Origin of the sequence: Intestinibacillus sp. NTUH-41-i26, from assembly GCF_032769475.1 — a bacterium.
GTDB classification, from domain to species: domain Bacteria; phylum Bacillota; class Clostridia; order Oscillospirales; family Butyricicoccaceae; genus Agathobaculum; species Agathobaculum ammoniilyticum.
Genome location: NZ_CP136477.1, coordinates 1,277,117 through 1,297,449, shown reverse-complemented (window position 1 = coordinate 1,297,449; position 20,333 = coordinate 1,277,117). Strand labels below are relative to the sequence as shown.

The 20,333-nt window shown below is 61.1% G+C and carries 18 protein-coding genes and 2 pseudogenes; 2 read left to right on the top strand and 18 right to left on the bottom strand.

Going from position 1 to position 20,333, the window contains the following annotated elements; genetic code table 11:
* From hisF to pyrH, 18 genes and pseudogenes are all read right to left on the bottom strand, one after another.
* A complete protein-coding gene (gene hisF, locus RX717_RS06620) occupies positions 1–765 on the bottom strand; it encodes an imidazole glycerol phosphate synthase subunit HisF (protein ID WP_054326203.1) in 765 nt (254 codons plus the stop codon).
* On the bottom strand, positions 765–1,478 hold the full coding sequence (gene hisA, locus RX717_RS06615; protein ID WP_107630640.1) for a 1-(5-phosphoribosyl)-5-[(5-phosphoribosylamino)methylideneamino]imidazole-4-carboxamide isomerase: 714 nt from the start codon (positions 1,476–1,478) through the stop codon (positions 765–767). Before hisA ends, hisF begins: the two co-directional genes overlap by 1 nt.
* A complete protein-coding gene (hisH, locus tag RX717_RS06610; RefSeq protein ID WP_054326201.1) occupies positions 1,475–2,092 on the bottom strand; it encodes an imidazole glycerol phosphate synthase subunit HisH in 618 nt (205 codons plus the stop codon). The genes hisA and hisH overlap by 4 nt, the downstream gene beginning before the upstream one ends.
* Entirely contained in the window at positions 2,089–2,313 is a 225-nt protein-coding gene (locus RX717_RS06605) for a hypothetical protein (protein WP_054326200.1), read from the bottom strand. The genes hisH and RX717_RS06605 overlap by 4 nt, the downstream gene beginning before the upstream one ends.
* Positions 2,314–2,889, bottom strand: a complete 576-nt coding sequence (gene hisB / locus RX717_RS06600) for an imidazoleglycerol-phosphate dehydratase HisB (protein WP_054326199.1) — start codon at positions 2,887–2,889, stop codon at positions 2,314–2,316. It abuts the gene before it with no gap.
* Positions 2,876–4,177, bottom strand: coding sequence for a histidinol dehydrogenase (gene hisD, locus RX717_RS06595; RefSeq protein WP_054326198.1), 1,302 nt, complete (start codon positions 4,175–4,177; stop codon positions 2,876–2,878). The genes hisB and hisD overlap by 14 nt, the downstream gene beginning before the upstream one ends.
* Position 4,178: 1 nt before the next feature.
* On the bottom strand, positions 4,179–4,817 hold the full coding sequence (gene hisG / locus RX717_RS06590; protein ID WP_242977960.1) for an ATP phosphoribosyltransferase: 639 nt from the start codon (positions 4,815–4,817) through the stop codon (positions 4,179–4,181).
* An 87-nt stretch (positions 4,818–4,904) separates the two neighbouring features.
* Positions 4,905–5,813, bottom strand: a pseudogene (locus tag RX717_RS06585) (ATP phosphoribosyltransferase regulatory subunit); the annotation flags it as partial.
* Positions 5,814–5,874: 61 nt separating this feature from the next.
* A complete protein-coding gene (locus RX717_RS06580) occupies positions 5,875–6,825 on the bottom strand; it encodes a DUF3658 domain-containing protein (protein ID WP_107630642.1) in 951 nt (316 codons plus the stop codon).
* Between the two features lie 13 nt (positions 6,826–6,838).
* Positions 6,839–7,183, bottom strand: a complete 345-nt coding sequence (locus RX717_RS06575) for a DUF6054 family protein (protein WP_054326196.1) — start codon at positions 7,181–7,183, stop codon at positions 6,839–6,841.
* A gap of 22 nt (positions 7,184–7,205) precedes the next feature.
* Positions 7,206–10,985: a PolC-type DNA polymerase III gene (locus tag RX717_RS06570; RefSeq protein ID WP_316960627.1), complete on the bottom strand. Its 3,780-nt coding sequence runs from the start codon at positions 10,983–10,985 to the stop codon at positions 7,206–7,208.
* A gap of 600 nt (positions 10,986–11,585) precedes the next feature.
* Positions 11,586–12,641: a flavodoxin-dependent (E)-4-hydroxy-3-methylbut-2-enyl-diphosphate synthase gene (ispG, locus tag RX717_RS06565; protein WP_107630644.1), complete on the bottom strand. Its 1,056-nt coding sequence runs from the start codon at positions 12,639–12,641 to the stop codon at positions 11,586–11,588.
* A 47-nt stretch (positions 12,642–12,688) separates the two neighbouring features.
* Positions 12,689–13,726 carry an RIP metalloprotease RseP gene (rseP, locus tag RX717_RS06560; protein WP_054326194.1) on the bottom strand — a complete coding sequence of 346 codons (1,038 nt, stop codon included), beginning with the start codon at positions 13,724–13,726 and terminating at the stop codon, positions 12,689–12,691.
* Positions 13,727–13,747: 21 nt separating this feature from the next.
* On the bottom strand, positions 13,748–14,893 hold the full coding sequence (locus tag RX717_RS06555; protein WP_107630645.1) for a 1-deoxy-D-xylulose-5-phosphate reductoisomerase: 1,146 nt from the start codon (positions 14,891–14,893) through the stop codon (positions 13,748–13,750).
* A gap of 59 nt (positions 14,894–14,952) precedes the next feature.
* Positions 14,953–15,771 carry a phosphatidate cytidylyltransferase gene (locus RX717_RS06550; RefSeq protein WP_107630646.1) on the bottom strand — a complete coding sequence of 273 codons (819 nt, stop codon included), beginning with the start codon at positions 15,769–15,771 and terminating at the stop codon, positions 14,953–14,955.
* 24 nt (positions 15,772–15,795) lie between these two features.
* Positions 15,796–16,548, bottom strand: coding sequence for an isoprenyl transferase (locus tag RX717_RS06545; RefSeq protein ID WP_082396737.1), 753 nt, complete (start codon positions 16,546–16,548; stop codon positions 15,796–15,798).
* A gap of 89 nt (positions 16,549–16,637) precedes the next feature.
* On the bottom strand, positions 16,638–17,192 hold the full coding sequence (frr, locus tag RX717_RS06540; RefSeq protein WP_054326191.1) for a ribosome recycling factor: 555 nt from the start codon (positions 17,190–17,192) through the stop codon (positions 16,638–16,640).
* A gap of 1 nt (position 17,193) precedes the next feature.
* Positions 17,194–17,916, bottom strand: coding sequence for a UMP kinase (pyrH, locus tag RX717_RS06535; protein ID WP_107630647.1), 723 nt, complete (start codon positions 17,914–17,916; stop codon positions 17,194–17,196).
* Between the two features lie 236 nt (positions 17,917–18,152).
* Between pyrH and RX717_RS06530 the strand changes: the two are divergent.
* Together RX717_RS06530 and RX717_RS06525 are read left to right on the top strand one after the other, a co-directional pair.
* Positions 18,153–18,916 (top strand): annotated as a pseudogene (locus tag RX717_RS06530) (ABC transporter ATP-binding protein).
* Positions 18,917–18,998: 82 nt separating this feature from the next.
* The gene (locus tag RX717_RS06525; protein WP_316960660.1) at positions 18,999–20,318 is read left to right on the top strand and encodes an FtsX-like permease family protein; all 1,320 of its coding nucleotides are present in this window, start codon (positions 18,999–19,001) and stop codon (positions 20,316–20,318) included.
* Positions 20,319–20,333: the final 15 nt, after the last annotated feature.

Below are 20,333 nucleotides of genomic sequence, written 5' to 3'. Positions count from 1 at the left end.
TTACAACCTCACCGGAATGTTTTTTTCGCGCAGATGCGCCTTGACCTGCCCCACGGTCAGCTCTCTGTAATGGAACAGGCTTGCGGCCAGCGCGGCATCGCAGTCCGTCCACTCGAACACCTCGGAAAAATGATCAAGCGCGCCGCAGCCGCCGGACGCGATCACCGGAATGCCGGCCGTCTCCACGACCGCCTTTGTCAGATCCAAGTCAAAGCCGGACTTAGTGCCGTCCCGATCCATCGAGGTGAGCAGGATCTCGCCCGCGCCGCGCGCGGATACCTCGCCCGCCCATGCGACCGCGTCGATGCCGGTCGGCGTGCGCCCTCCCGCAACATATACCTCAAAGCCCGAGGGGGTCTTTCCGGTCTTCCGCCCGTCGATGGCCACGACAACGCACTGGCTTCCATACTTCTCCGCAGCCGCGTCTATCAGCCCTGGATTTTTGACCGCCGCCGAGTTGACCGAAACCTTGTCCGCGCCCGCGCGCAGGATCTCGCGAAAATCCTCCACCGTACGGATGCCGCCGCCGACCGTGACCGGCACAAACACCTCGCGGCAGGTGCGGCGCACCACGTCCGCGATCGTGGCGCGGTCATCGCTCGTCGCGGTGATATCGAGGAACACGATCTCGTCCGCGCCCTCGGCGGAATAGAACTTCGCCAGCTCGACTGGATCGCCCGCGTCGCGCAGGCCGACAAAGTTCACGCCCTTGACCACCCGCCCGTCCTTGACATCCAGGCAGGGAATGATCCGTTTTGCAAGCATCACTTCGCCTCCCTGATCGCCGCAGCCAGGTCAAGCGCGCCGGAATAGACCGCTTTGCCTGCAATCGCCTCATCGATGCCCAGCGTCCTAAGCCGCCGGATATCCTCTAACGTGGACACACCGCCCGACGCGACAATACCACACGTTACCGCCTGCCGCAGCGCGGCGAGCTGGTCGAAGTTAGGCCCCTCGAGCATGCCGTCCTTGTCGATATCCGTGAATATAATGGTTTTCACCCCGTAACCGTCCATCTGTCTGGCAAACGCGATATAATCCGTGCCGCTGTCGACCAGCCAGCCCTCGGTGCGGACCGTGCCGCCGCGCGCGTCGATGCCGACCGCGATCCGGTCTCCGTACCGCTCCACCGCATCAGCCACGAACTGCGGGCTGCGCACCGCCGCCGAGCCAATGATCACGCGCGTCACGCCAAGCGCCAGTACCGCTTCCACATCCGACATCGTCCGAATGCCGCCGCCCAGCTCGACCGCCGCGCCCGTCTCCTCGATCACGCGCTGGACGACGTTGTAATTCGCGTGCGAACCGTCCTTCGCACCGTCCAGGTCAACCATATGAATCAACTCCGCACCTGCGTCAAGGAAAGCCCGCGCGGTCTGCGCCGCGTCCTCCGCGACCCTGTGCGCGGTGCCGTAATCACCTTTCTGCAGGCGCACACACTGCCCGTCCTTCAGGTCAATGGCAGGGAGAACCCTCATTTTCCCACCTCCGTCAATTTTGCAAAGCTCTGCAACATGCGCAGCCCTACTTTTCCGCTTTTTTCCGGATGAAACTGGCAACCGAACAGGTTTCCGCGCGCCACCATCGCGGGTACGCGCACACCGTAGTCCGTCACGGCGGCCAAGTCGTCCTCCACCGCCGGCCGCGCCATGAAGCTGTGTACAAAATACACATACGCGCCGTTTTCCAGCCCCGCGGTCATTGCGTTCGGGCGCAGGATGTCGAGTGCGTTCCAGCCGATTTGCGGCAGCTTGAGCGCGGTTGGGATGCGCGTGATACGTCCCGGCAGCAGGCCGAGCCCGGCACAGGGGCGTACCTCATCCGAGCCCTCGAACAGCATCTGCATGCCGAGACAGATGCCCAGGAAGGGCTTTTTCCGCGCCGCTTCCAGCACCGCGCCGGTCAGTCCGGAGGCATACAGCGCGTCCATCGCGTCCGGAAACGCACCCACGCCGGGCAGGATCACGCCCGCCGCCCGCTCAAGATCCTCCGCGGTGTCCGCTATTTTATTTTCATAACCCAGGAAATCAAGCGAATTATGTACGCTCATCAGATTTCCCGCGCCGTAATCTACGATCGCAATATAGCTCATTGACCGTCCTCTTTATCCATTAAGGTGTTTTTCAGGGCTTTGACCACATCGAGTATCTTCCAGCCAAAGCCTACGACCAGCCCACAGCCAATACAGAGTGCATACATGCAAAAGCGTACGCCCAGATCCACCGATGCGGCAAGTGGCCACATCTCAGCGGCAAACGCTGCAATAACAAATACCGCAGCAACCGTTCCCAGCCCCGCGAACACATATTTCAATCACAGCACCCCTTTCGCGGAAAGCACACCGCCGCCTGTCTGCGCCACCGCCTGCTTGAGCGCCCGCGCGAGCGCCTTGAACAGCGCCTCGGTGATGTGGTGCGCGTTGTCGCCGTATTCGCATTTGAGATGCAGGGTCAGCCCCGCGTTCACGCTGAACGCGCGCATGAATTCGACCGTCAGGCAGGTATCATACCCGCCGCACATGGGCTGGGGCATGGGCGCGTCGTATACCAGATACGGCCGTCCCGAAATATCCAGCGCGCAGAAACCGAGCGCCTCGTCCATGGGTACGAACGCCTGGCCGAACCGCGCGATGCCCGCCTTGTCGCCCAAGCATTGGCGGAGCGCCTGTCCGAGCGCGATACCGCAGTCCTCCACCGTGTGGTGTCCGTCCACCGCAAGGTCTCCCCTGCAGGTAAGCGTCAGCCCGAAGCCGCTGTGTACGGCAAAGCTGTTCAGCATATGGTCGAAAAAGCCGATACCGGTGTCGATTTTCCGTGTGCCGCCCTCCAGGTCGAGGGCGACCGTGATATCGGTCTCTTTGGTTTTGCGTTTGATTTCAGCATTTCTCATCTTGTGCTTCCTCCGCAAAGCGCACCGCGACCGAGTTCGCGTGCGCGTCCAGGTGTTCGCTCTGCGCGAGCGCAATAATATCCTGCGCGTAGCCCTGCAGCGCGTCGCGCGTGTATTCGATGATGCTGGTTTTCTTCAGGAACGTGTCCGTCGAAAGCGGCGAGAAAAACCGCGCCGTACCCGAGGTCGGCAGGACGTGGCAGGGTCCTGCCATATAGTCTCCCAGCGGCTCGGGCGCATACCGGCCGAGGAAGATCGCGCCCGCATTATGCAGATATGGCAGCAGCTCGCGCGGCGCGGCGGTCATGACCTCCAAATGCTCGGGCGCGACCATATCCGCCATTTTGCAGGCCTCCTTCAGATCCTCGAACACGATCGCGCAGCCGTAACCCGCCACGCTCTCACGGATGATCTCCCAGCGCGGCAGCGCGCGCGCCATACGCTCCATCTCGCATGAAACCGCCTGCGCCTGCGCCATTGAATCGGTCAGCAGCACGGCGGAAGCCAACCGATCGTGTTCGGCCTGGCTCAGCAGGTCGGCCGCCACCCAGGTCGGGTTGGCTGTGTGGTCGGCAATGACCAGCACCTCGCTCGGCCCCGCGATCATATCGATATCCACCGTGCCGAAAGCCAGCTTTTTCGCCGCCGCGACATAGGCGTTGCCCGGGCCAACGATCTTATCCACCTGGGGAATCATGCCCGCGCCATAGGTCAGCGCGGCCACCGCCTGCACGCCGCCCACGGCGATCACCTTGTCCACGCCCACAATCTTCGCTGCGGCCAGCACCTCGATCGACATGTTTTCGGTCGGCGGGGTAACCATGATAATCTCCCCTACCCCCGCGACCTGAGCCGGTATGGCGTTCATCAATACGCTGGACGGATACGCCGCCGTGCCGCCCGGCACATAGATGCCCACGCGCGCCAGCCCGCGCACGGTCTGTCCAAGCGTTTCCCCACTGCCGCGTTCCCATTCCCAAGATTTTATGAGCATCTGCTCATGGTAATCCCGAATATTCGCGGCCGCCTTTTCGAGCGCCGCGGTCAGGCTGGGCGCGCACGCGGCATATGCCGCTTCCAGCTCGGAGGGCGCGACGATATAGGGCGCCTTACCATCGAACTTCCCCGCATATTCGCACACCGCATCCCAGCCGCGCGCCTGCACGTCGTCCATAATCGCGCGCACGGTCTGCTCAATATCCCCGCGCGCGCCGGCGGCGCGGGCTTTCATCTCGCGGATAACAGCCTGCTCGGCCTGCCCGTCCGCAAGAACGGTCTTCAAAAACATATTATCCCTCCAACCCGCTTTCCAGCTCGGCAATCACCTTCTGGATCGCGGCCTTTTTCAGCTTGGCGCTCGCCAGATTGACAATTACGCGCGCCGAGATCGGCGCGACGTCCTCGATCACCTCAAGCCCGTTTTCCTTGAGCGTCGTACCGGTTTCCACGATGTCCACAATTGCGTCCGCCAACTCCAAAAGCGGCGCAAGCTCAACCGACCCCTCGATCTTGATGGTTTCCACGTCCATATTCTTGCGGTTAAAAAACGCCTTAGTGACCGCCGGATATTTGGTCGCGATGACCGGTGTCCGATAGCCGCCGTAAACGTCCTTCCCCTTTTTGGTCGCCAATGCGAAGCGACATTTGCCGAACCCAAGGTCTACCATTTCGTAAAAGCTGCCGCCCTTTTCCATGATCGTGTCTTTGCCGACCACGCCCATATCGCAAACGCCGTGCTCGACATAGGTGATCACATCCGCCGCCTTGGCCAGCACGATCTCCACGCCCGTATCCGGCAGGGCAAAGATCAGCTTGCGCGAGCCGGCTTCCAGCTCGGAAATATCATACCCCGCGCTTTTGAGCAGCGCGAGCGTCTTCTTCTCCAGCCGCCCCTTGGTCAGCGCGATGCGCACCGTATCGCGTCGGATTCCGGTTTCCGTACCCGCAGCGCCCTGCAGGCTTTCCGCGACGCTTTCCACATCGATACCGAAGCCGCCCGCCGGCATGTCCTTGCCGAACTTGGCGCACAGCGCGTTATATCGCCCGCCCGCAAGGATAGCCGCGCCCGCGCCGCCGATGTAGCCGCGGAACATCACACCCGTATAGTAATCCATCTCATGCACCAAGCCCAGATCGATCATGATGCGGTCCCCATAGCCGGTTTCGTCCAGCGCGCGGTACAGCCGGCGCAGATAGGAAACCGCGCCGAGCACACGCACGTTTCCGGTCAGCGCTTCGACCTGATCAAGTACTTCCATGCCTCCAAACAACTGCGGCATCGCGCGGAGCGCCCCCGCCGCCGGACGGTCGCCATAAGGCGAGAGCGTGTCGCCCAAGGCAGCGAACGATTTATTTTCGATCAGGCGGCGGATGCTTTCTGCCGCCGCTGCGTCCACGCCCAGCTCCTCAATCAGGGCTTTATAGATCTCCGCATGCCCCAGTTCGATGCGAAAGCCTGCCGCGCCGGTTTCCGTCAGCGCGCCGAACGCCGCGGAAAGGATATCCTTATCCGCCTCCAGCCCGTCCGCGCCGATTAACTCCGCGCCGACCTGCAGGAATTCCCCCTTGTGGCCATGCCCGCCCACAACCGAGCGGAACACCTTCTGGCTGTAATACAGCCGTACGGGCAGCGCCGCGTTATCCAGGCGCGTCGCCGCGATACGGGCGATCGGTGTCGTATTGTCGGGACGCACCACGCAGATGCGTCCCGACCGGTCGATCACCTTGAGCATCTGCTCCTGATCCAGTTCTGGATTGGCCTGCGCAAACACGTCGAAATATTCGACAGCCGGTGTGATAATCTCACTGTAGCCGCGGTTTTCCAGGGAGGCGCGTATGGTGTTCTCGGTCTGCCGCAAGGCGCGGCAGGAGGAGAACAGCAGGTCGCGCGTCCCCTCTGGTGTGGAAATACGAAAACGGTTCATGGCCGAAAACTCCTTTATCGATTTATCGCGCTAAAATAATAGCATAAAACGTCTATCCTTGTCAAGACCTGATTTTGCGGATGGTCATGTCCCGATAGGTCGGCGCGTCGCGCACGATCTCCAGCCGTCCCGCCGCGCCGAGCGCGCGGATCCGCGAGAAGATCATCATATCGCTCACACAGTCGCCCGCCTCAGCGAGTTTAACCAGCGCCTTGCCAACGGTCAACGCAGCGCGTCTCTCCTGCGTCGACACACAGGCAAGGATCGCTTCGTCGTAAAAATCTATCGCTGCGGATCGCGGCCTGCCGGATGCCATCACGCGCAGAGGAGCGTTTTCCTCCTGCATGCGCTTCCATTCGGTCAGCAAAAGCCCCTGCTCAGTCTCGGTCAGCAGGCGGCGGCGCCTGTAAAAATACCGCGCCGCCCCCGAGTCCATCTCCCCTACACCGCTGTACCGTACCCGTCCCTCTTTTGCCCGCTCGCTCCTGACACGGCGCGAGACGTGCGCCGCATACCGCCGCACCAGCGGCTGCGGCACAAAACGCAGGAGGAAGTTCAGTACACGGCTGCCTGTAACGACCGAGACCGCACCGCCGATCCTCCCCTCGTCCTCCTCCTTGATCTCACCCAGCGGAATCTCCTCCACTTCGGCCAGCCAAACCGGCACGCGCCGCTCATACAGCCGGCTGACTACATACCGCAGACCGCACTGCTCCACGGCATTCCCTCCGGCAGCCCAGATCACCGCCTTGTCCACTTCGTCCAGGCGTCCGAACGCCTCCCAATGCCGGTCAATGTAATCCCGCATCCATGCAGGGTCCGCGTCTTGCTCCTCCTGCCACGGGAAAAGAATATCCTCCCGCGCGGCACGGTTGCCTACATTGCGAATATCACCCTGCGTGTAATCATCCAGCAGTGCAATGATTTTTTCTTTCGGCATGTCCGGCGCAATGCGGTGTCGTGCAACAGACAGACAGCCTTTGGCGCTTTCCCCAAAGCATATCCAGTACATCCGCGCGCCCTCCTTACCGCCCTGCCGCGTACTCTTCCGCGACCGGCACCAGCGTTTCCAGAAAGCTTTCCTCTCCCATGGTGTTGACTTTCCAAAACATTGCCTGGCTGCCGCCCGAGGTGATGGCTGACAGGAACAGGCTGTTCCCATAGCCTGTAAGCATCAGGGTCATGCTCACGCGGTTGCCGCCCGCCCAACTGTAACGCTCGAACACGCGCACCGCGCAGCGCATGCCGTTCGCTTCCCAGTCGCTCCCATCCTCATAAGAAGCGGACATACTGCCGTTCATCACTGCGTCAAACAGGCGGCTCAGCACGGCGTCAAAGTCTCCGGTCAACTGTTTTTCGTATTTTGCCATGTCTATCCTATCCTCTCCAGTATTACGCAAACAGGCTGATCTGCGTGGTCTTGGGCATCGAGCCGAGCGCGCCGATCTGGTCGAGCAGCTCGACCACCGCCTTGGACGCCTTGGGGCAGCGCACCGCCATCTCCTCGGCGGAGAGGAACCTGCCGTTCCGCCGTTCCTCCACGATATTCTGCGCCGCCTGCTCGCCGATGCCGGGCATCGAGGTAAACGGCGGGATCAGTCCCTTTTCGGTCACAATGAAATCAGTTGCGGCCGAGGTGTAAATGTCCATCGGCTCGAATACGAAGCCGCGCCGGTAAAACTCATGGCACACCTCGAGCGTGGTCATCATTTCCTTTTCCGCCGCGGAGATCGTCTTTTCGCGGTCTTTCATCTGCAACTCCTTGATCTTGTCAATGCACACCTTATCGCCCTTGATCATGCAGGACGCATCAAACCCCTTGGCGCGCACGGAAAAATACGCGGAATAGAACGCCAGCGGCCGGTGTACCTTGAACCACGCGATACGGAACGCCATCATCACATAAGCGACCGCGTGCGCTTTTGGGAACATGTACTTGATCTTTTTGCACGAATCGATGTACCAGTCCGGCACGTTCTGCTCGTTCATCGCGGCTTCCATTTCCTCGGTCAGTCCCTTGCCCTTGCGCACGCTTTCCATAGTTTTGAACGCGAGCTTGGGTTTGACGCCCTGCAATATCAGGTAGTTCATGATATCGTCGCGGCAGCAGATGCAGCCGGACAGCGGAATACCGCGGCGCACCAGTTCGGCCGCGTTGCCCAGCCACACGTCCGTGCCGTGCGACAGGCCGGAAATGGAGACCAGTTCGGCAAACGTCGAAGGGTGGGTCTCCTTGACCATGCCGCGCACGAACTTGGTGCCGAACTCGGGTACGGCCAGGCAGCCGAGGTCGCCCAGGATGGGGTCGGTATCCGGATTTTCGCCCGTGTATTTCAGCGCCTTGCACGAATGGAACAGGCTCATGGTGTCGGGATCGTCAAGCGGGATTTCCTGCGCGTTAACGCCGGTCAGGTTTTCCAGGTGCTTAATCATGGTCGGGTCATCGTGTCCCAACTCGTCGAGCTTAAGCAGGTTGGCGTCGATCGAGTGATATTCAAAATGAGTGGTGATGATGTCCGAATCCGGATCATCCGCCGGATGCTGCACCGGACACACGTCGTAAATTTCGATCTCCTTGGGTACCACGACCACGCCGCCCGGGTGCTGGCCTGAGGTGCGGCGTACGCCCGTGCAGCCCGCGGCGAGGCGGTTCTCCTCCGCGCGCGAACACTCGATGCCGCGCTCGTCCATGTATTTTTTGACATAGCCGTAGGCGGTCTTTTCCGCCACCGTGCCGATCGTACCCGCGCGGAACACATGGTCGTGTCCGAAAATCTCGCCTGTGTAGTGGTGGATGCGCGACTGGTACTCGCCCGCAAAATTCAGGTCGATATCCGGCACCTTATCGCCCTCGAAGCCGAGGAAGGTTTCGAACGGGATGTTAAAGCCCTGCTTGGTCAGCGGCTTGCCGCAGGTCGGGCATACCTTGTCCGGCAGGTCCACGCCGCAGGAATATTCCTCGTGCCACTCGACGTATTTGTCGTCTGGACACAGGTAATGCGGCGCGAGCGAGTTTACCTCGGTGATATCCGACATAAATGCTGCGAGCGACGAGCCGACCGACCCGCGCGAGCCGACCAGATAGCCGTCCGCGAGCGACTTGGTCACAAGCTTCTGCGCGATGATGTACATGACCGCGTAGCCGTTGCCAATGATGGAGTTCAGCTCGCGGTCGAGCCGCGCCTGCACCAACTCGGGCAGCGGATCGCCGTAGATGCGCTTGGCCTTTTCATAGCACATATTGCGCAGGTCGTCCTCGCAGCCGTCGATGTGCGGTGGGTAGTTTTCGCGCGGCACGGGACGGATCACGTCGCACATGTCCGCGATCCTGTTCGTGTTCCTGACCACGACCTCGTACGCGCGGTCCGCACCCAAGTAGGCGAATTCCTTCAGCATCTCGTCCGTGGACTTGAAGTACAGCGGTGCCTGGTTATCCGCGTCGCCGAAGCCCTGCCCTGCCATCAGGATGCGGCGGAACGCCTCGTCCTCAGGCTCAAGAAAGTGTACGTCGCCGGTCGCGCAGCAGGGCTTGCCCAGTTCGTCCGCAAGGCGCAGGATCGCGCGGTTCCAGTCGCGGAGCTGCTCCTCATCCTTAGCCATGCCCTTGCCGATCATAAAGTTGTTGTTGCCGATGGGCTGGATCTCCAGATAATCGTAAAAGGACGCGAGCCGTTTCAGCTCGTCCCACTCCGCATTACCCGTCAAGGCGCGGAACACCTCTCCCGCCTCGCATGCCGAGCCAAAGATCAGCCCCTCGCGGTGGCGGATCAGCTCCGAGCGCGGCATGATCGGCCGCTTATTGTAGTATTCGAGAAAACTCTTGGAGATGAGCTGGTACAGGTTGCGCAGCCCCGCCTGGTTTTTCACTAGGATGATGAAATGATAGCGCGGCAGGTTTTTCAGCTTGTTCTTGCGGTCGGTCGTCGCGGCGAGCACCGGATTGATATCCGCCACAGTCCGCGCGTGCATTTCCTCCCGCAGGCGCGCCAGAAGCTTGACGAAGATGCGCCCCAGCACGGCCGCGTCCTCGCTCGCGCGATGATGTTCGAACGGACCGACCTGTAGTTCCTTGGCCAGGATGTTCAGCTTGAATTTATGCAGGTGCGGCAGCATCATGCGCGACATTTCCAGCGTGTCGATCGCGGTGAATTCCCGCTCGATGGAAAGCCGCTTGCAGGCCGCGCGCAGAAAACCCATATCAAAGCCCGCGTTGTGCGCAACAAGGGGATACCGCCCCTCCCCCGCCCAAGCGAGGAATTTGGGGACCGCCTCGCCGAGGTCGGGCGCGTCCGCGACCGTCTCATCCGAAATGCCGGTCAGCTTGGTAATTTCCTCGGGAATGGGCTTGTGCGGGTTGACATAGGTCTGGAACGCGTCATGGATCGCCCCGTCGGTCACGCGCACGGCCGCGATCTCGGTGATCTCCTCGCTCGCGGGATTGAGACCGGTGGTTTCCAGGTCAAACACGATGAACGTTCCCTCCAGCGGTTCGACCGAGCCGCCCCGCACGACCGAAAGGCTGTCCGCATCGTTGACATAGTACGCCTCAATGCCATAAATGATCTTCATATCCCCAATAATGTCCTTCTGCTTGCCCTCCTGCGCATGCAGGGCTTCGGGAAAGGCCTGCGCTACACCGTGGTCGGTGATCGCCATGGCGCGGTGTCCCCACTGCGCAGCGCGGCACAACAGCGCCGCAGTGGAGGACATACCATCCATCGCGCTCATATTGGTGTGCAGATGCAGTTCGACGCGCTTCATGCCCTCGGCCTTGTCCTGCCGTACGGGCTTTTTCGCCTTGACGATACCGGTCGGCTCCAAAACCATCTCCTTGGCGAACGAGTCATACACCATCTTGCCCTGCACCGTGCAGTACAGGCCGTTTTTGATGTGGGAGGCCGTGTCGCCCGCCTTGTCCGCAGCCAGGAATTTGGACACGCGCACCGAGTTCGTGCGGTCGGTCATATCGAACGCAATCTTTACATAGTCCTTGCCGGTCTTTTTGCTGTGGATGTCCTTGTTGTCGGTGAAGAACACCTCGCCCTGAATGGTGACCATATCGTAAGCTGCGATCGCCTCGTTGACCGACACGATCGGGTCCTGTATCAGCTTGCCGAAGATCAGGTCGTCGTCGCGCACCTTTTTCCGTGCGCGGGCGCTGGTAGCCCGCATTTTCCGGCCGGGGCGCGGGACGCGGCTTTTTCGGCTTGGGCGCCGCCGGAGCCGCGGACACTGCTTCCGCGACCGCCTGCTGCAAAATCTCCTCGCGCTTCGGCGCGTCGGACGGGGGCGCGTAATCCTCTGCCGCCGCGCGCACCGCATGCACCGGACACACCATATCCAGCTCGCGTCGGATTCGCGCTTCCAGATGGCGCAGCGCGTTGGCAAAATGCTTTTCGCTCACCTCGTCCATCGGAATATACAGCGCGCCGCCCTCGTATTTCCACTTGGCGCAGTCGAGCAGACCGCGCGCGGAGGGCATGCGGTACGCCATATCCTCATACAGCGAGCCTATGTACGCATCGGTCAGCCCGTCCGGCATGCTGTAGCGCGGCTCGATACACACGCGCTCCAGCCCGTACTGCTTTGCGATCTGCTTTTCCACCTGGGCGATCGCTTTTCGGCTGACCACCTGCGAAAGTCCCAACTCGACCACCATCACGGTATTGTTATCCCCAAACGCGAGAGAACGCACCTCGCCCCCGGCGAGGTGCTGTTCTTCCGCCACGCTTTTATAGTTTCCAAAAATATCAATGAGCTTGCCAGACACGGTCATTCTCCTTCAAAATGCACGATCTCCTCCATCAGCACGTCCACAAGCTGCTCCTGCGGCACCTTTTTGATGATTTCGCCGCGGCGGAAGAGCAGACCCACGCCGTCCCCGCCCGCGATGCCGAGGTCGGCCTCGCGCGCCTCGCCCGGTCCGTTGACCGCGCAGCCCATGACCGCCACCTTCAAGCGCTTGCCGCGTATTTCCATGCAGCGCCGCTCGACCTCTCTGGCAATGCCGATCAGGTCGATGCGGGTACGCCCGCAGGTCGGGCAGGAAACCACATTGATGCCTTCCTCCGCACGCCCCACAGCTTTCAGGATCGCCTTCGCCGCGTAAACCTCTTTGACCGGATCATCGGTCAGGGAAACGCGGATGGTATCGCCCACGCCAAGTGCGAGCAGGCCGCCGATACCGGCCGCGGACTTGACGGTACCCATGTATTCCGTCCCCGCTTCGGTCACGCCGAGGTGGAGCGGGTAAGCGGTTTTTTCGTGCGCGAGCAAATAGGCCTGCATGGTGTCCGGCACAGAGGAGGATTTGATGGAAATGCAGATATCGTCAAACCCGCAGTCGCCCAGCAGTCCGGCATGGTACAGCGCGGATTCGACCATGGCTTCCGGCGTCGGCCCGCCGAACTTCTCCAGGATATGCTTTTCCACCGAACCGGAGTTGACCCCGATGCGGATCGGGATGCGGCGCGCTTTCGCGGCCTGCACGACCGCGTGTACGCGGTCCGCGCCGCCGATATTGCCGGGATTAAGCCGTATCTTATCCACGCCCGCTTCGATCGATGCCAGCGCAAGCCGGTAGTCGAAATGGATATCCGCCACGACCGGTATGGGCGAAGCGGCGCAGATCGCTTTGAGCGCTTCCGCGGCCTGTGCATCCGGCACGGCGCAGCGCACGACATCGCAGCCTGCTTCGGCCAGCGCGCGGATCTGGGCCAGCGTCGCCTGCGCGTCCCGCGTGTCCGTGTTGGTCATGGATTGGACCGAAACGGGCGCGCCGCCGCCGATCCGCACGTCGCGGAGCCTGATTTGCTTTGTCTGTTTCATATTCCGTCCTTTCCTTTGCCTGTCGCGGCAAACGGCGGTCCGCCCGCCTATCTGCCGGAAACGATGCGCAAAATATCCTGTCCAGTCACATAGACCATCAGCGCAAGCAGCAGCATAAGCCCCGCCGCGTGGATATATCCCTCATATTTGGGCGGCACCGGCTTGCGGCGGACCGCCTCGATCAGCAGGAATACCAGCCGCCCTCCGTCCAGGGCGGGCAGCGGCAGCAGGTTCATCACACCGAGGTTGATGGAAATAAACGCCACCAACTGCAAAAACGCCGATATGCTGTATCTGGCTGTGCTCGCCATCACCTCTGCCACACCGACCGGTCCGGAAAGCTGGTCCACGCCGACCTGTCCCGTTACCAGCATGCCAAGGCTCGACCAGACGAGCCGCGCGTAATTTACCGAGGTGCGCGCCGCCATATTCAGGTGCATGCCAATGCTGTTCGGCTGTTCCGCGAAGTTCAGCCCGATCAGCATGCGGCCGTCCTCCCCCTCTATCGCCGGCGCCAGCGTGACCGCGGGCAGCGTTATTTTCCGCCCATCCCGCCGCACAACGACCTCGTAGACCGTATCCGTGCCGCGAGCCAGCGCGGTTTCAAAATCGCCGCGCAGCAAAATATGGTAGCCGTCCACCCGAAGGATCTCGTCCCCCGCCTGTAGGCCGCCCTCCGCTGCGGCGGTGCTTGCCGGATCCACGCTGTCAAGCGTGGAGACAACATAGCCCCCCTCCGGCCCGTTCGGCCGGATAACAGCAAGTACGATAAGGAAGCCGATCAGGAAATTCATCAGCGCGCCCGCCGCCACGATCAGCATGCGGCGCGGCAGGCTCGCCTTGCCGAACGCGCGCTCGTTTTCGCTCTCTCCGTCCTCTCCCTCCATCACACACGCGCCGCCGAACGGCAGGAGCTTTAAGCAGTACAACGTGCCGTTATGCTGCTTTTTGAGCAGCGTCGGCCCCATACCGATCCAGAATTCATTTACCTGAACCCCGCCGCGCTTGGCGGTGATAAAATGGCCGAATTCATGCACAATGACCAGAATGCCGAACGCTAATATAGCCAGAATGATTTGCAGCAAAGCAGTTCTCCTTTCAGCGGGTCAGATCGGGCTGTGCGCGAGTACCAGCTCGCGCGCGGCGGCATCCGCCGCAAGGACGCCGTCCAGTGTGAGTTCCTTTTGACAGGGAATCGCGTCCAGCGCCCGGGCGACGTTTTCCGCAATCTCGGCAAAGCCGAGCCTGCCCGCGAGGAACAGGCCGACCGCCGCCTCGTTCGCCCCGTTGAGTACCGCGCCGCGGTCGCCCTTTTGCGCCGCCGCACGCTGGGCCAAGCCGAGCGCCGGAAACGCCTCGTAATCCGGCGCGAAAAAGGTCAGCTTTGCGGCCTCCGCCAAGCGCAGGCGCGGCACCTTGCAGGCCGCGCGTTGCGGCCAGGTCAGCGCGTATTGGATCGGCAGGCGCATATCCGGCAGTCCAAGCTGCGCGAGCACCGCGCCATCGTCAAACTCAACCGCAGAATGCACGATGCTCTCGCGGTGGATCACGATTTCGATATCCTCCGGCGCCATGTCATACAGCCACATGGCTTCGATCAGCTCGAGCCCCTTATTCATCATGGTCGCGGAGTCAATGGTGATCTTCGCGCCCATCGACCAGTTAGGATGCGCGAGCGCCTGTTCTCTGGTCACATCCCGCATCTGCGCAGCGGTCCAGCCGAAAAATGGGCCGCCCGACGCAGTCAGGATGATTTTCGCCAGCCGGTTGCCCTGCGCCGCCTGCGCACACTGGAAAATCGCCGAATGCTCGGAATCCACTGGCAGGAGCTGCACGCCCTTTTCGCGCGCCGCGCGCATGACCAGCTCACCCGCACAGACCAGCGTCTCCTTGTTGGCCAGCGCAATGTCCTTGCCCGCGTCGATGGCGGCAAGCGTGGGCAACAGGCCAACCATGCCGACCACTGCGGTCACGACCATATCCGCGCCGCTCTCCGCGGCGCAGGCGGTCAATCCCCCCATACCAGAGAGCACGCGGATATCCGTGTCCGCAAGTTTTATTTTCAGGTCGCGCGCCGCCGCCTCGTCAAATGCGCATACCATTTCAGGGTGCAGCGCGCGCGCCTGTTCCTCAAGTAAGTTTATGCGTTTATTCGTCGTCAATGCGACGACTTCAGCCCCAACCGACGGCAAAATATCGACAGTCTGCGTGCCGATCGAGCCGGTCGAGCCTAAAATCGCTATTTTTTTCATTTCAACAGTCTCCTGTACGCGCCCCTGATGCGGCGCTTTGGCATCTTTCGGTCCTGCACTTACCAGATCAGCCGGAACAGCATCTCCGCCATCGGCGCGACAAACAGCACGCTGTCGAACCGGTCGAGTACCCCGCCATGCCCTGGGAAGATATGGCCGTAATCCTTGATACCGGTCTGCCGTTTGATGACCGAGAAGGAAAGGTCCCCGATCTCGCCCAGCACCGCGCCCAGACCGCCAAGCACAGCCGCCGCCCAGACCGGCATATCCAGATCGAGCAGGACATTCATCAGCAGCGCCGCAAGCATTACCAGAACCGCGCCGCCTATCACGCCGCCGATCGCGCCCTCAACCGTTTTTTTAGGGCTGACGACCGGCGCGAGCCTGTGCTTGCCGAAAAGCATGCCGGAAAACAGCGCGCAGGTATCCGCGCCCCACGCGGCGAGCAGCGGCAGCAGCACGATGAACGGGCCGCTATGCTCCTCCATCTGGAAGATGCGCAGCAGGCTGAGCAGCAGGTAGGGTACCAGCAACGCGCCGAAAAAGGCCCACGGCACCTGCGAGGCGTTCATGCTGTCGTGAAAGCGCAGCAAAATCAGGAACGAGCCAACCAGCAGCAGGAACGCCAGACCACGCAGCGTCCAGTCCAGGGAAAACGGGGCCAATGACGAATGCCCCGCTGCGAGTAGCAGCGACACCAAGCCGCATAAGATCAGCTCCAGCCGGTTATGCACCAGCTTAGTCGAACCAAGCACCTCATACGTTGCCAGCACGCAAAGCGCGGCAAGCGCCGCTTCCAGCACAACAGGCGGGAACACATACAGCGCGAGCAGCACAAAAACAAAGCCGATCACGCCGAACAACACTCTTGCTTTCATATCCTTGCACCCCGAACTTTCGGTTTATACCCCGCCGAAGCGGCGGTTTCTCTTGTTAAATGCGTTGATCGCCGCATCCATATCCGCTGTTTTGAAATCCGGCCACAGCACATCCGTAAAATAATATTCCGAATAGGCGGATTGCCACAGCAGGAAATTCGAGGTCCTGACCTCGCCCGACGGCCGGATGATCAGATCCGGATCCGGCATATGGGCGGTGTACAGATGTGCGCCGATCGTCTGCTCGGTGATATCCCCCGGCGCCAGCGCGCCGGCCTGAACCTCCCGCGCGATCGCGCGGACCGCGTTTTTGATTTCATCCCGTCCGCCGTAGTTGATGCACAGGGAGGCGGTCGCGGCATCCGGTCCCAGCCGGTCGGCGATCCCGTCCACCTCCCGTATCTGCGCGCGGATATCCTCCGGCAGCGGCGACAGGTCGCCGAGCACACGCACGGCCACGCCGCGCTGGAACATGGTTTCCGCCGCCTCTTTCAGATAGGTGCGGAACAGGTTCATCAGCGCGTCCACCTCCTCCTGCGGGCGCTTCCAGTTCTCGGTGGAAAACGCATACACCGTGAAATACTGCACGCCGATATCCTTGCAGTAGGTCGCGATCGTGCGAAAGGTTTCCGCGCCGACCTTATGCCCCGCCTGACGCGGCAGGCCGCGTTTTTTCGCCCAGCGCCCATTTCCATCCATAATGACCGCGATATGGCGCGGTACCGGCCGGTCCGCCGGCACGGGCGCTCTTTTCCTTTTCCGTGTAAACAGGCCCAACTATACTTCCCCCATGCAAAGGGGCGGCGCTCCCGCCGCCCCCACGTTATTTTCAGCTTTCCAGGGCAGGATGGTCCTCTTTCGAGACATTACACTTCCGCCAGCTCCTTGGACTTCTTCGCGACCATACCGTCGATCTCCTTGACGTACTTATCGGTCAGCTTCTGCATTTTCTCCTCGCCCTCGTGCAGCTCGTCCTCGGTCATCTCGCTCTTTTTCTGCGCTGCCTTGAACTTTTCAATCGCGTCGCGCCGGATATTGCGCAGCGCGACCTTGGCTTCCTCGCCGGTCTTGGACACGCCCTTGATCAGCTCCTTACGGCGCTCCTCTGTCAGCGGCGGGAAATTCAGCCGGATCTGCTTGCCATCGTTCTGGGGGTTGATGCCCAGGTCCGAGGTCTGGATCGCCTTTTCAATCGCCTTGAGAACCGAAGCGTCCCAGGGCTGGATCGAAAGCGAGCGCGGGTCGGGCGTCGCGATGGCCGCCACCTGGTTGAGCGGGGTCGGCGCGCCGTAATACTCGACCGTGATCTTATCCAGCACCGCGGGATTGGCCCGTCCTGCGCGGACTGCGGCCAGCTCCTTTGCCAGCACGTCGAGCGTTTTCTTCATTTTTTCCTCATACGCAGTCAGTTGAGCTTTCATTTTAATTTTCCTCCTCTACGATCGTGCCGATCTTTTCACCGCACACTGCACGGTAAATATTTTCCGGATCGGAAAGTGCAAACACCAAAATCGGAATGTGGTTATCCATGGAAAGCGAAGTTGCAGTGGTATCCATTACGCCCAAGCCCTGATTAAGCACATCCATGTAGGAAAGGTGGTCATATTTTTTTGCGTTCGGGTTTTTCGCCGGGTCGGAATCATACACACCGTCCACATTTTTGGCCAGCAGGATGACTTCCGCGCCGATTTCTGCCGCCCGCAGAACCGCCGCGGTGTCGGTCGAGAAAAATGGGTTGCCCGTGCCGCAGCCGAAAATGACCACGCGGCCTTTTTCCAAGTGGCGCGTCGCGCGCTGACGGATGTACGGCTCTGCGATGCGGTTCATCTCGATCGCGGTCTGCACGCGCACCGGCACGCCGCGCTGCTCGAGCGCGTCCGCCAGCGCAAGGGCGTTGATTGTGGTGGCCAGCATCCCCATATGGTCGGCGCGGGTGCGCTCCATCTTGCCGCCGCCGTCCTTGACGCCGCGCCAGAAGTTGCCGCCGCCTACTACAACGCCGATCTCGCAACCCTGCTCGTTGCACTTCTTGATCACATCGCACACCGGTCCGATCACATCAAAATTCAGCCCGAAATGCTTGTCACCCGCAAGGGCTTCGCCGCTGATTTTGATCAGTACGCGTTTATATTTGTGTGCTTCCATATTCCACACTCCTCTTGCTTCATTTTCCTGTTTTCTATTCTACCCTATCACGGCTCATTTTGCAAAGGGTTTTAGCGATTTTCAATCGAAACCGCGAGCGGTGCGGCCGCTCCCCCACTTTCGGGCGGCGCCCCGACTTTTTGCTCCTCCCCCGTTCCGAAAAAGTGGTTGACAATCCCGTTTTTTCGTTGTATTATTGTATCATTAATTTAATACATTGATATGGAGGTTTTTTTATGCTGCTTACGGTGGATGGTTTGGTAAAGGAATATGTGACCCGCTTTGGCGGGCGCAGGGTGCCTGCGCTGCGCGGCGTCAGCTTCTCAGTGGAACAGGGCGAATTTGTTGCCGTAATGGGGGAAAGCGGCAGCGGCAAGACCACACTGCTCACCCTGCTCGCCGCGCTCGACCGACCGACGGATGGGCGGATCCTGCTCAATGGAGAGGATATGGCCGCGATCCCCAGCCGCGCTCTCTCCGCCTTCCGGCGGGACCGGCTGGGCTTTATTTTCCAGGACTGCAACCTGCTGGACACGCTTTCTCTTCGGGAAAATATCGTTTTCCCGCTTGTGTTGGCGGGAACCGCCCGCAGCGAGATGGAAGCCCGCCTGCTTCCTCTGACCGGACGGCTGGGCATCACACCGCTGCTCGAAAAATTCCCGTACGAGGTATCCGGCGGCGAGCGCCAGCGCGCCGCAGCCGCCCGCGCGCTGATCACACGCCCCGACCTGCTCCTTGCGGATGAACCGACCGGCGCGCTCGATTCCGGCTCGGCTGCGCAGCTGCTCGGCATGCTGGACGAATGTAACGCGGAGGGACAAACCACCGTCATGGTCACCCACAGTCTGGACGCGGCGAGCCATGCCTCGCGCGTTTTATTCCTGCGCGACGGCCTGATTGCGGGCGAGGCGTGCCGAGAGGGCTGGCGCGCGCGGACTTTTACCCCCGCCTTGCCGCCTGTCAGACCGCGCTGCAGCAGGGAGGTGTCCGTCTTGCGTAACACGCTGCTCCCCCGCCTCGCCCTGCGCGGCCTGTACGGAAACCGCCGCCTGTACCTGCCGTTCCTGCTTGCAACCGCTTTCATGGCAATGGTGTATTTTGTGATCGCCGCCTTTGTATATAACGAATCGTTCGGGCGGAGCATCCCGAACGGCGGGAATATCCAAATCCTGATGAGCGTGGGGTATTTCCTGATGCCGGTCGTCCTCCTGCCGTTTCTGGTCTATATTTACAGCTACCTGCTCAAAAACCGCAGCCGCGAGCTGGCCTTGTATGCCATTCTCGGGCTGGGCCGCCGCCATATCGCCGTAATCCTGCTGATTGAAAACACGCTCTGCTTTGCGCTGTGCATCCTGCTGGGCGCTGGCGGCGGCGCGCTGGTCTGCCCACTCGTCTTTCGCGGCCTGCTGGCTGCGCTCGGCATCCCGTCCGGCATTGTCTGGGGCCTTTCTTTCCCACCCCTGCTCGCGACGGTCAAGGTTTTCGCCGCCTGCTTCGCCGTACTCGTTGTGATCGGCGTATGGCGGGCCGCACGTACCCAGCCCTGCTCACTGCTGCGCGAACAGACCCAAGGGGAACGTCCCATGCGCGGCCGCCTGCTGGCCGCCATACTCGGCTCATCTTGTCTGTTCGCCGCATATTTTCTCTCCCTGACCAGCGGAAGAAGCGCCACGCTGGCCAGCTTCACGCTGGCACTGCTGCTAGTCATCCTCGGCACCTACGGCGTGTTCACCGGCGTCATCGCCGAGGTTTTGCGCCGCCTGCGCAAAGGGCCGCGCTTTTACACGGACGCTTCGGAATTTGTTGTCGTCTCCGGCCTGCAGCACCGGCTGCGCAAAAACGCGGCTGGGCTGGTTAATATCTGCCTGTTCGGCTGCGCCGCCCTGTTCACGCTTTGCTGCTCGCTCTGCGTCCTGTTCGGACAGGGTGCGGTGATCGCCCGCGTGGGGCAGACGATCACAAACAGCCAGTCCGGCATCAACTTTACCAACGTGACCGTGGAGGACATCACCATGATGTTCACCACGCTCGCCTTTCTCGGCGTCTTTTTCGTACTGGTTTTTTTGGCCTGCACCTCGCTGGTCCTATACTACAAGCAACTTTCCGAGGGCATGGAGGACGCCGGCCGCTTCCGCATCCTGCGCTCGATCGGCCTGTCTGACGAAATGACGGTGCGCACAGCCCGCCGGCAGCTTCGCGTCGTATTCCTGCTGCCGCTGGGCGGGACCCTGCTGCACATTGCGTTCGCCACGCCTTTCCTCTCCACCTTCATGGGTCTCATTTCGATCGACACGCCGCTGGTGCTGTACGGCAGCATCGCGCTTTCCATGCTGGTGTTCGCGCTGTTTTACCTTATCTGCTACCAGATCACGATACGCGCCTATCTGCGCACGGTCGCATAGGAAAACGCACCCCAG

Excerpts from the sequence above, each read along its gene's own strand:
- hisF (WP_054326203.1), bottom strand. The coding sequence starts at position 765 with ATGCTTGCAAAACGGATCATTCCCTGCCTGGATGTCAAGGACGGGCGG.
- hisA (WP_107630640.1), bottom strand. The coding sequence starts at position 1,478 with ATGAGGGTTCTCCCTGCCATTGACCTGAAGGACGGGCAGTGTGTGCGC.
- hisH (WP_054326201.1), bottom strand. The coding sequence starts at position 2,092 with ATGAGCTATATTGCGATCGTAGATTACGGCGCGGGAAATCTGATGAGC.
- hisB (WP_054326199.1), bottom strand. The coding sequence starts at position 2,889 with ATGAGAAATGCTGAAATCAAACGCAAAACCAAAGAGACCGATATCACG.
- hisD (WP_054326198.1), bottom strand. The coding sequence starts at position 4,177 with ATGTTTTTGAAGACCGTTCTTGCGGACGGGCAGGCCGAGCAGGCTGTT.
- RX717_RS06580 (WP_107630642.1), bottom strand. The coding sequence starts at position 6,825 with ATGTACTGGATATGCTTTGGGGAAAGCGCCAAAGGCTGTCTGTCTGTT.
- RX717_RS06575 (WP_054326196.1), bottom strand. The coding sequence starts at position 7,183 with ATGGCAAAATACGAAAAACAGTTGACCGGAGACTTTGACGCCGTGCTG.
- RX717_RS06570 (WP_316960627.1), bottom strand. The coding sequence starts at position 10,985 with ATGCGGGCTACCAGCGCCCGCGCACGGAAAAAGGTGCGCGACGACGAC.
- ispG (WP_107630644.1), bottom strand. The coding sequence starts at position 12,641 with ATGAAACAGACAAAGCAAATCAGGCTCCGCGACGTGCGGATCGGCGGC.
- RX717_RS06555 (WP_107630645.1), bottom strand. The coding sequence starts at position 14,893 with ATGAAAAAAATAGCGATTTTAGGCTCGACCGGCTCGATCGGCACGCAG.
- RX717_RS06550 (WP_107630646.1), bottom strand. The coding sequence starts at position 15,771 with ATGAAAGCAAGAGTGTTGTTCGGCGTGATCGGCTTTGTTTTTGTGCTG.
- frr (WP_054326191.1), bottom strand. The coding sequence starts at position 17,192 with ATGAAAGCTCAACTGACTGCGTATGAGGAAAAAATGAAGAAAACGCTC.
- pyrH (WP_107630647.1), bottom strand. The coding sequence starts at position 17,916 with ATGGAAGCACACAAATATAAACGCGTACTGATCAAAATCAGCGGCGAA.
- RX717_RS06525 (WP_316960660.1), top strand. The coding sequence starts at position 18,999 with ATGGCAATGGTGTATTTTGTGATCGCCGCCTTTGTATATAACGAATCG.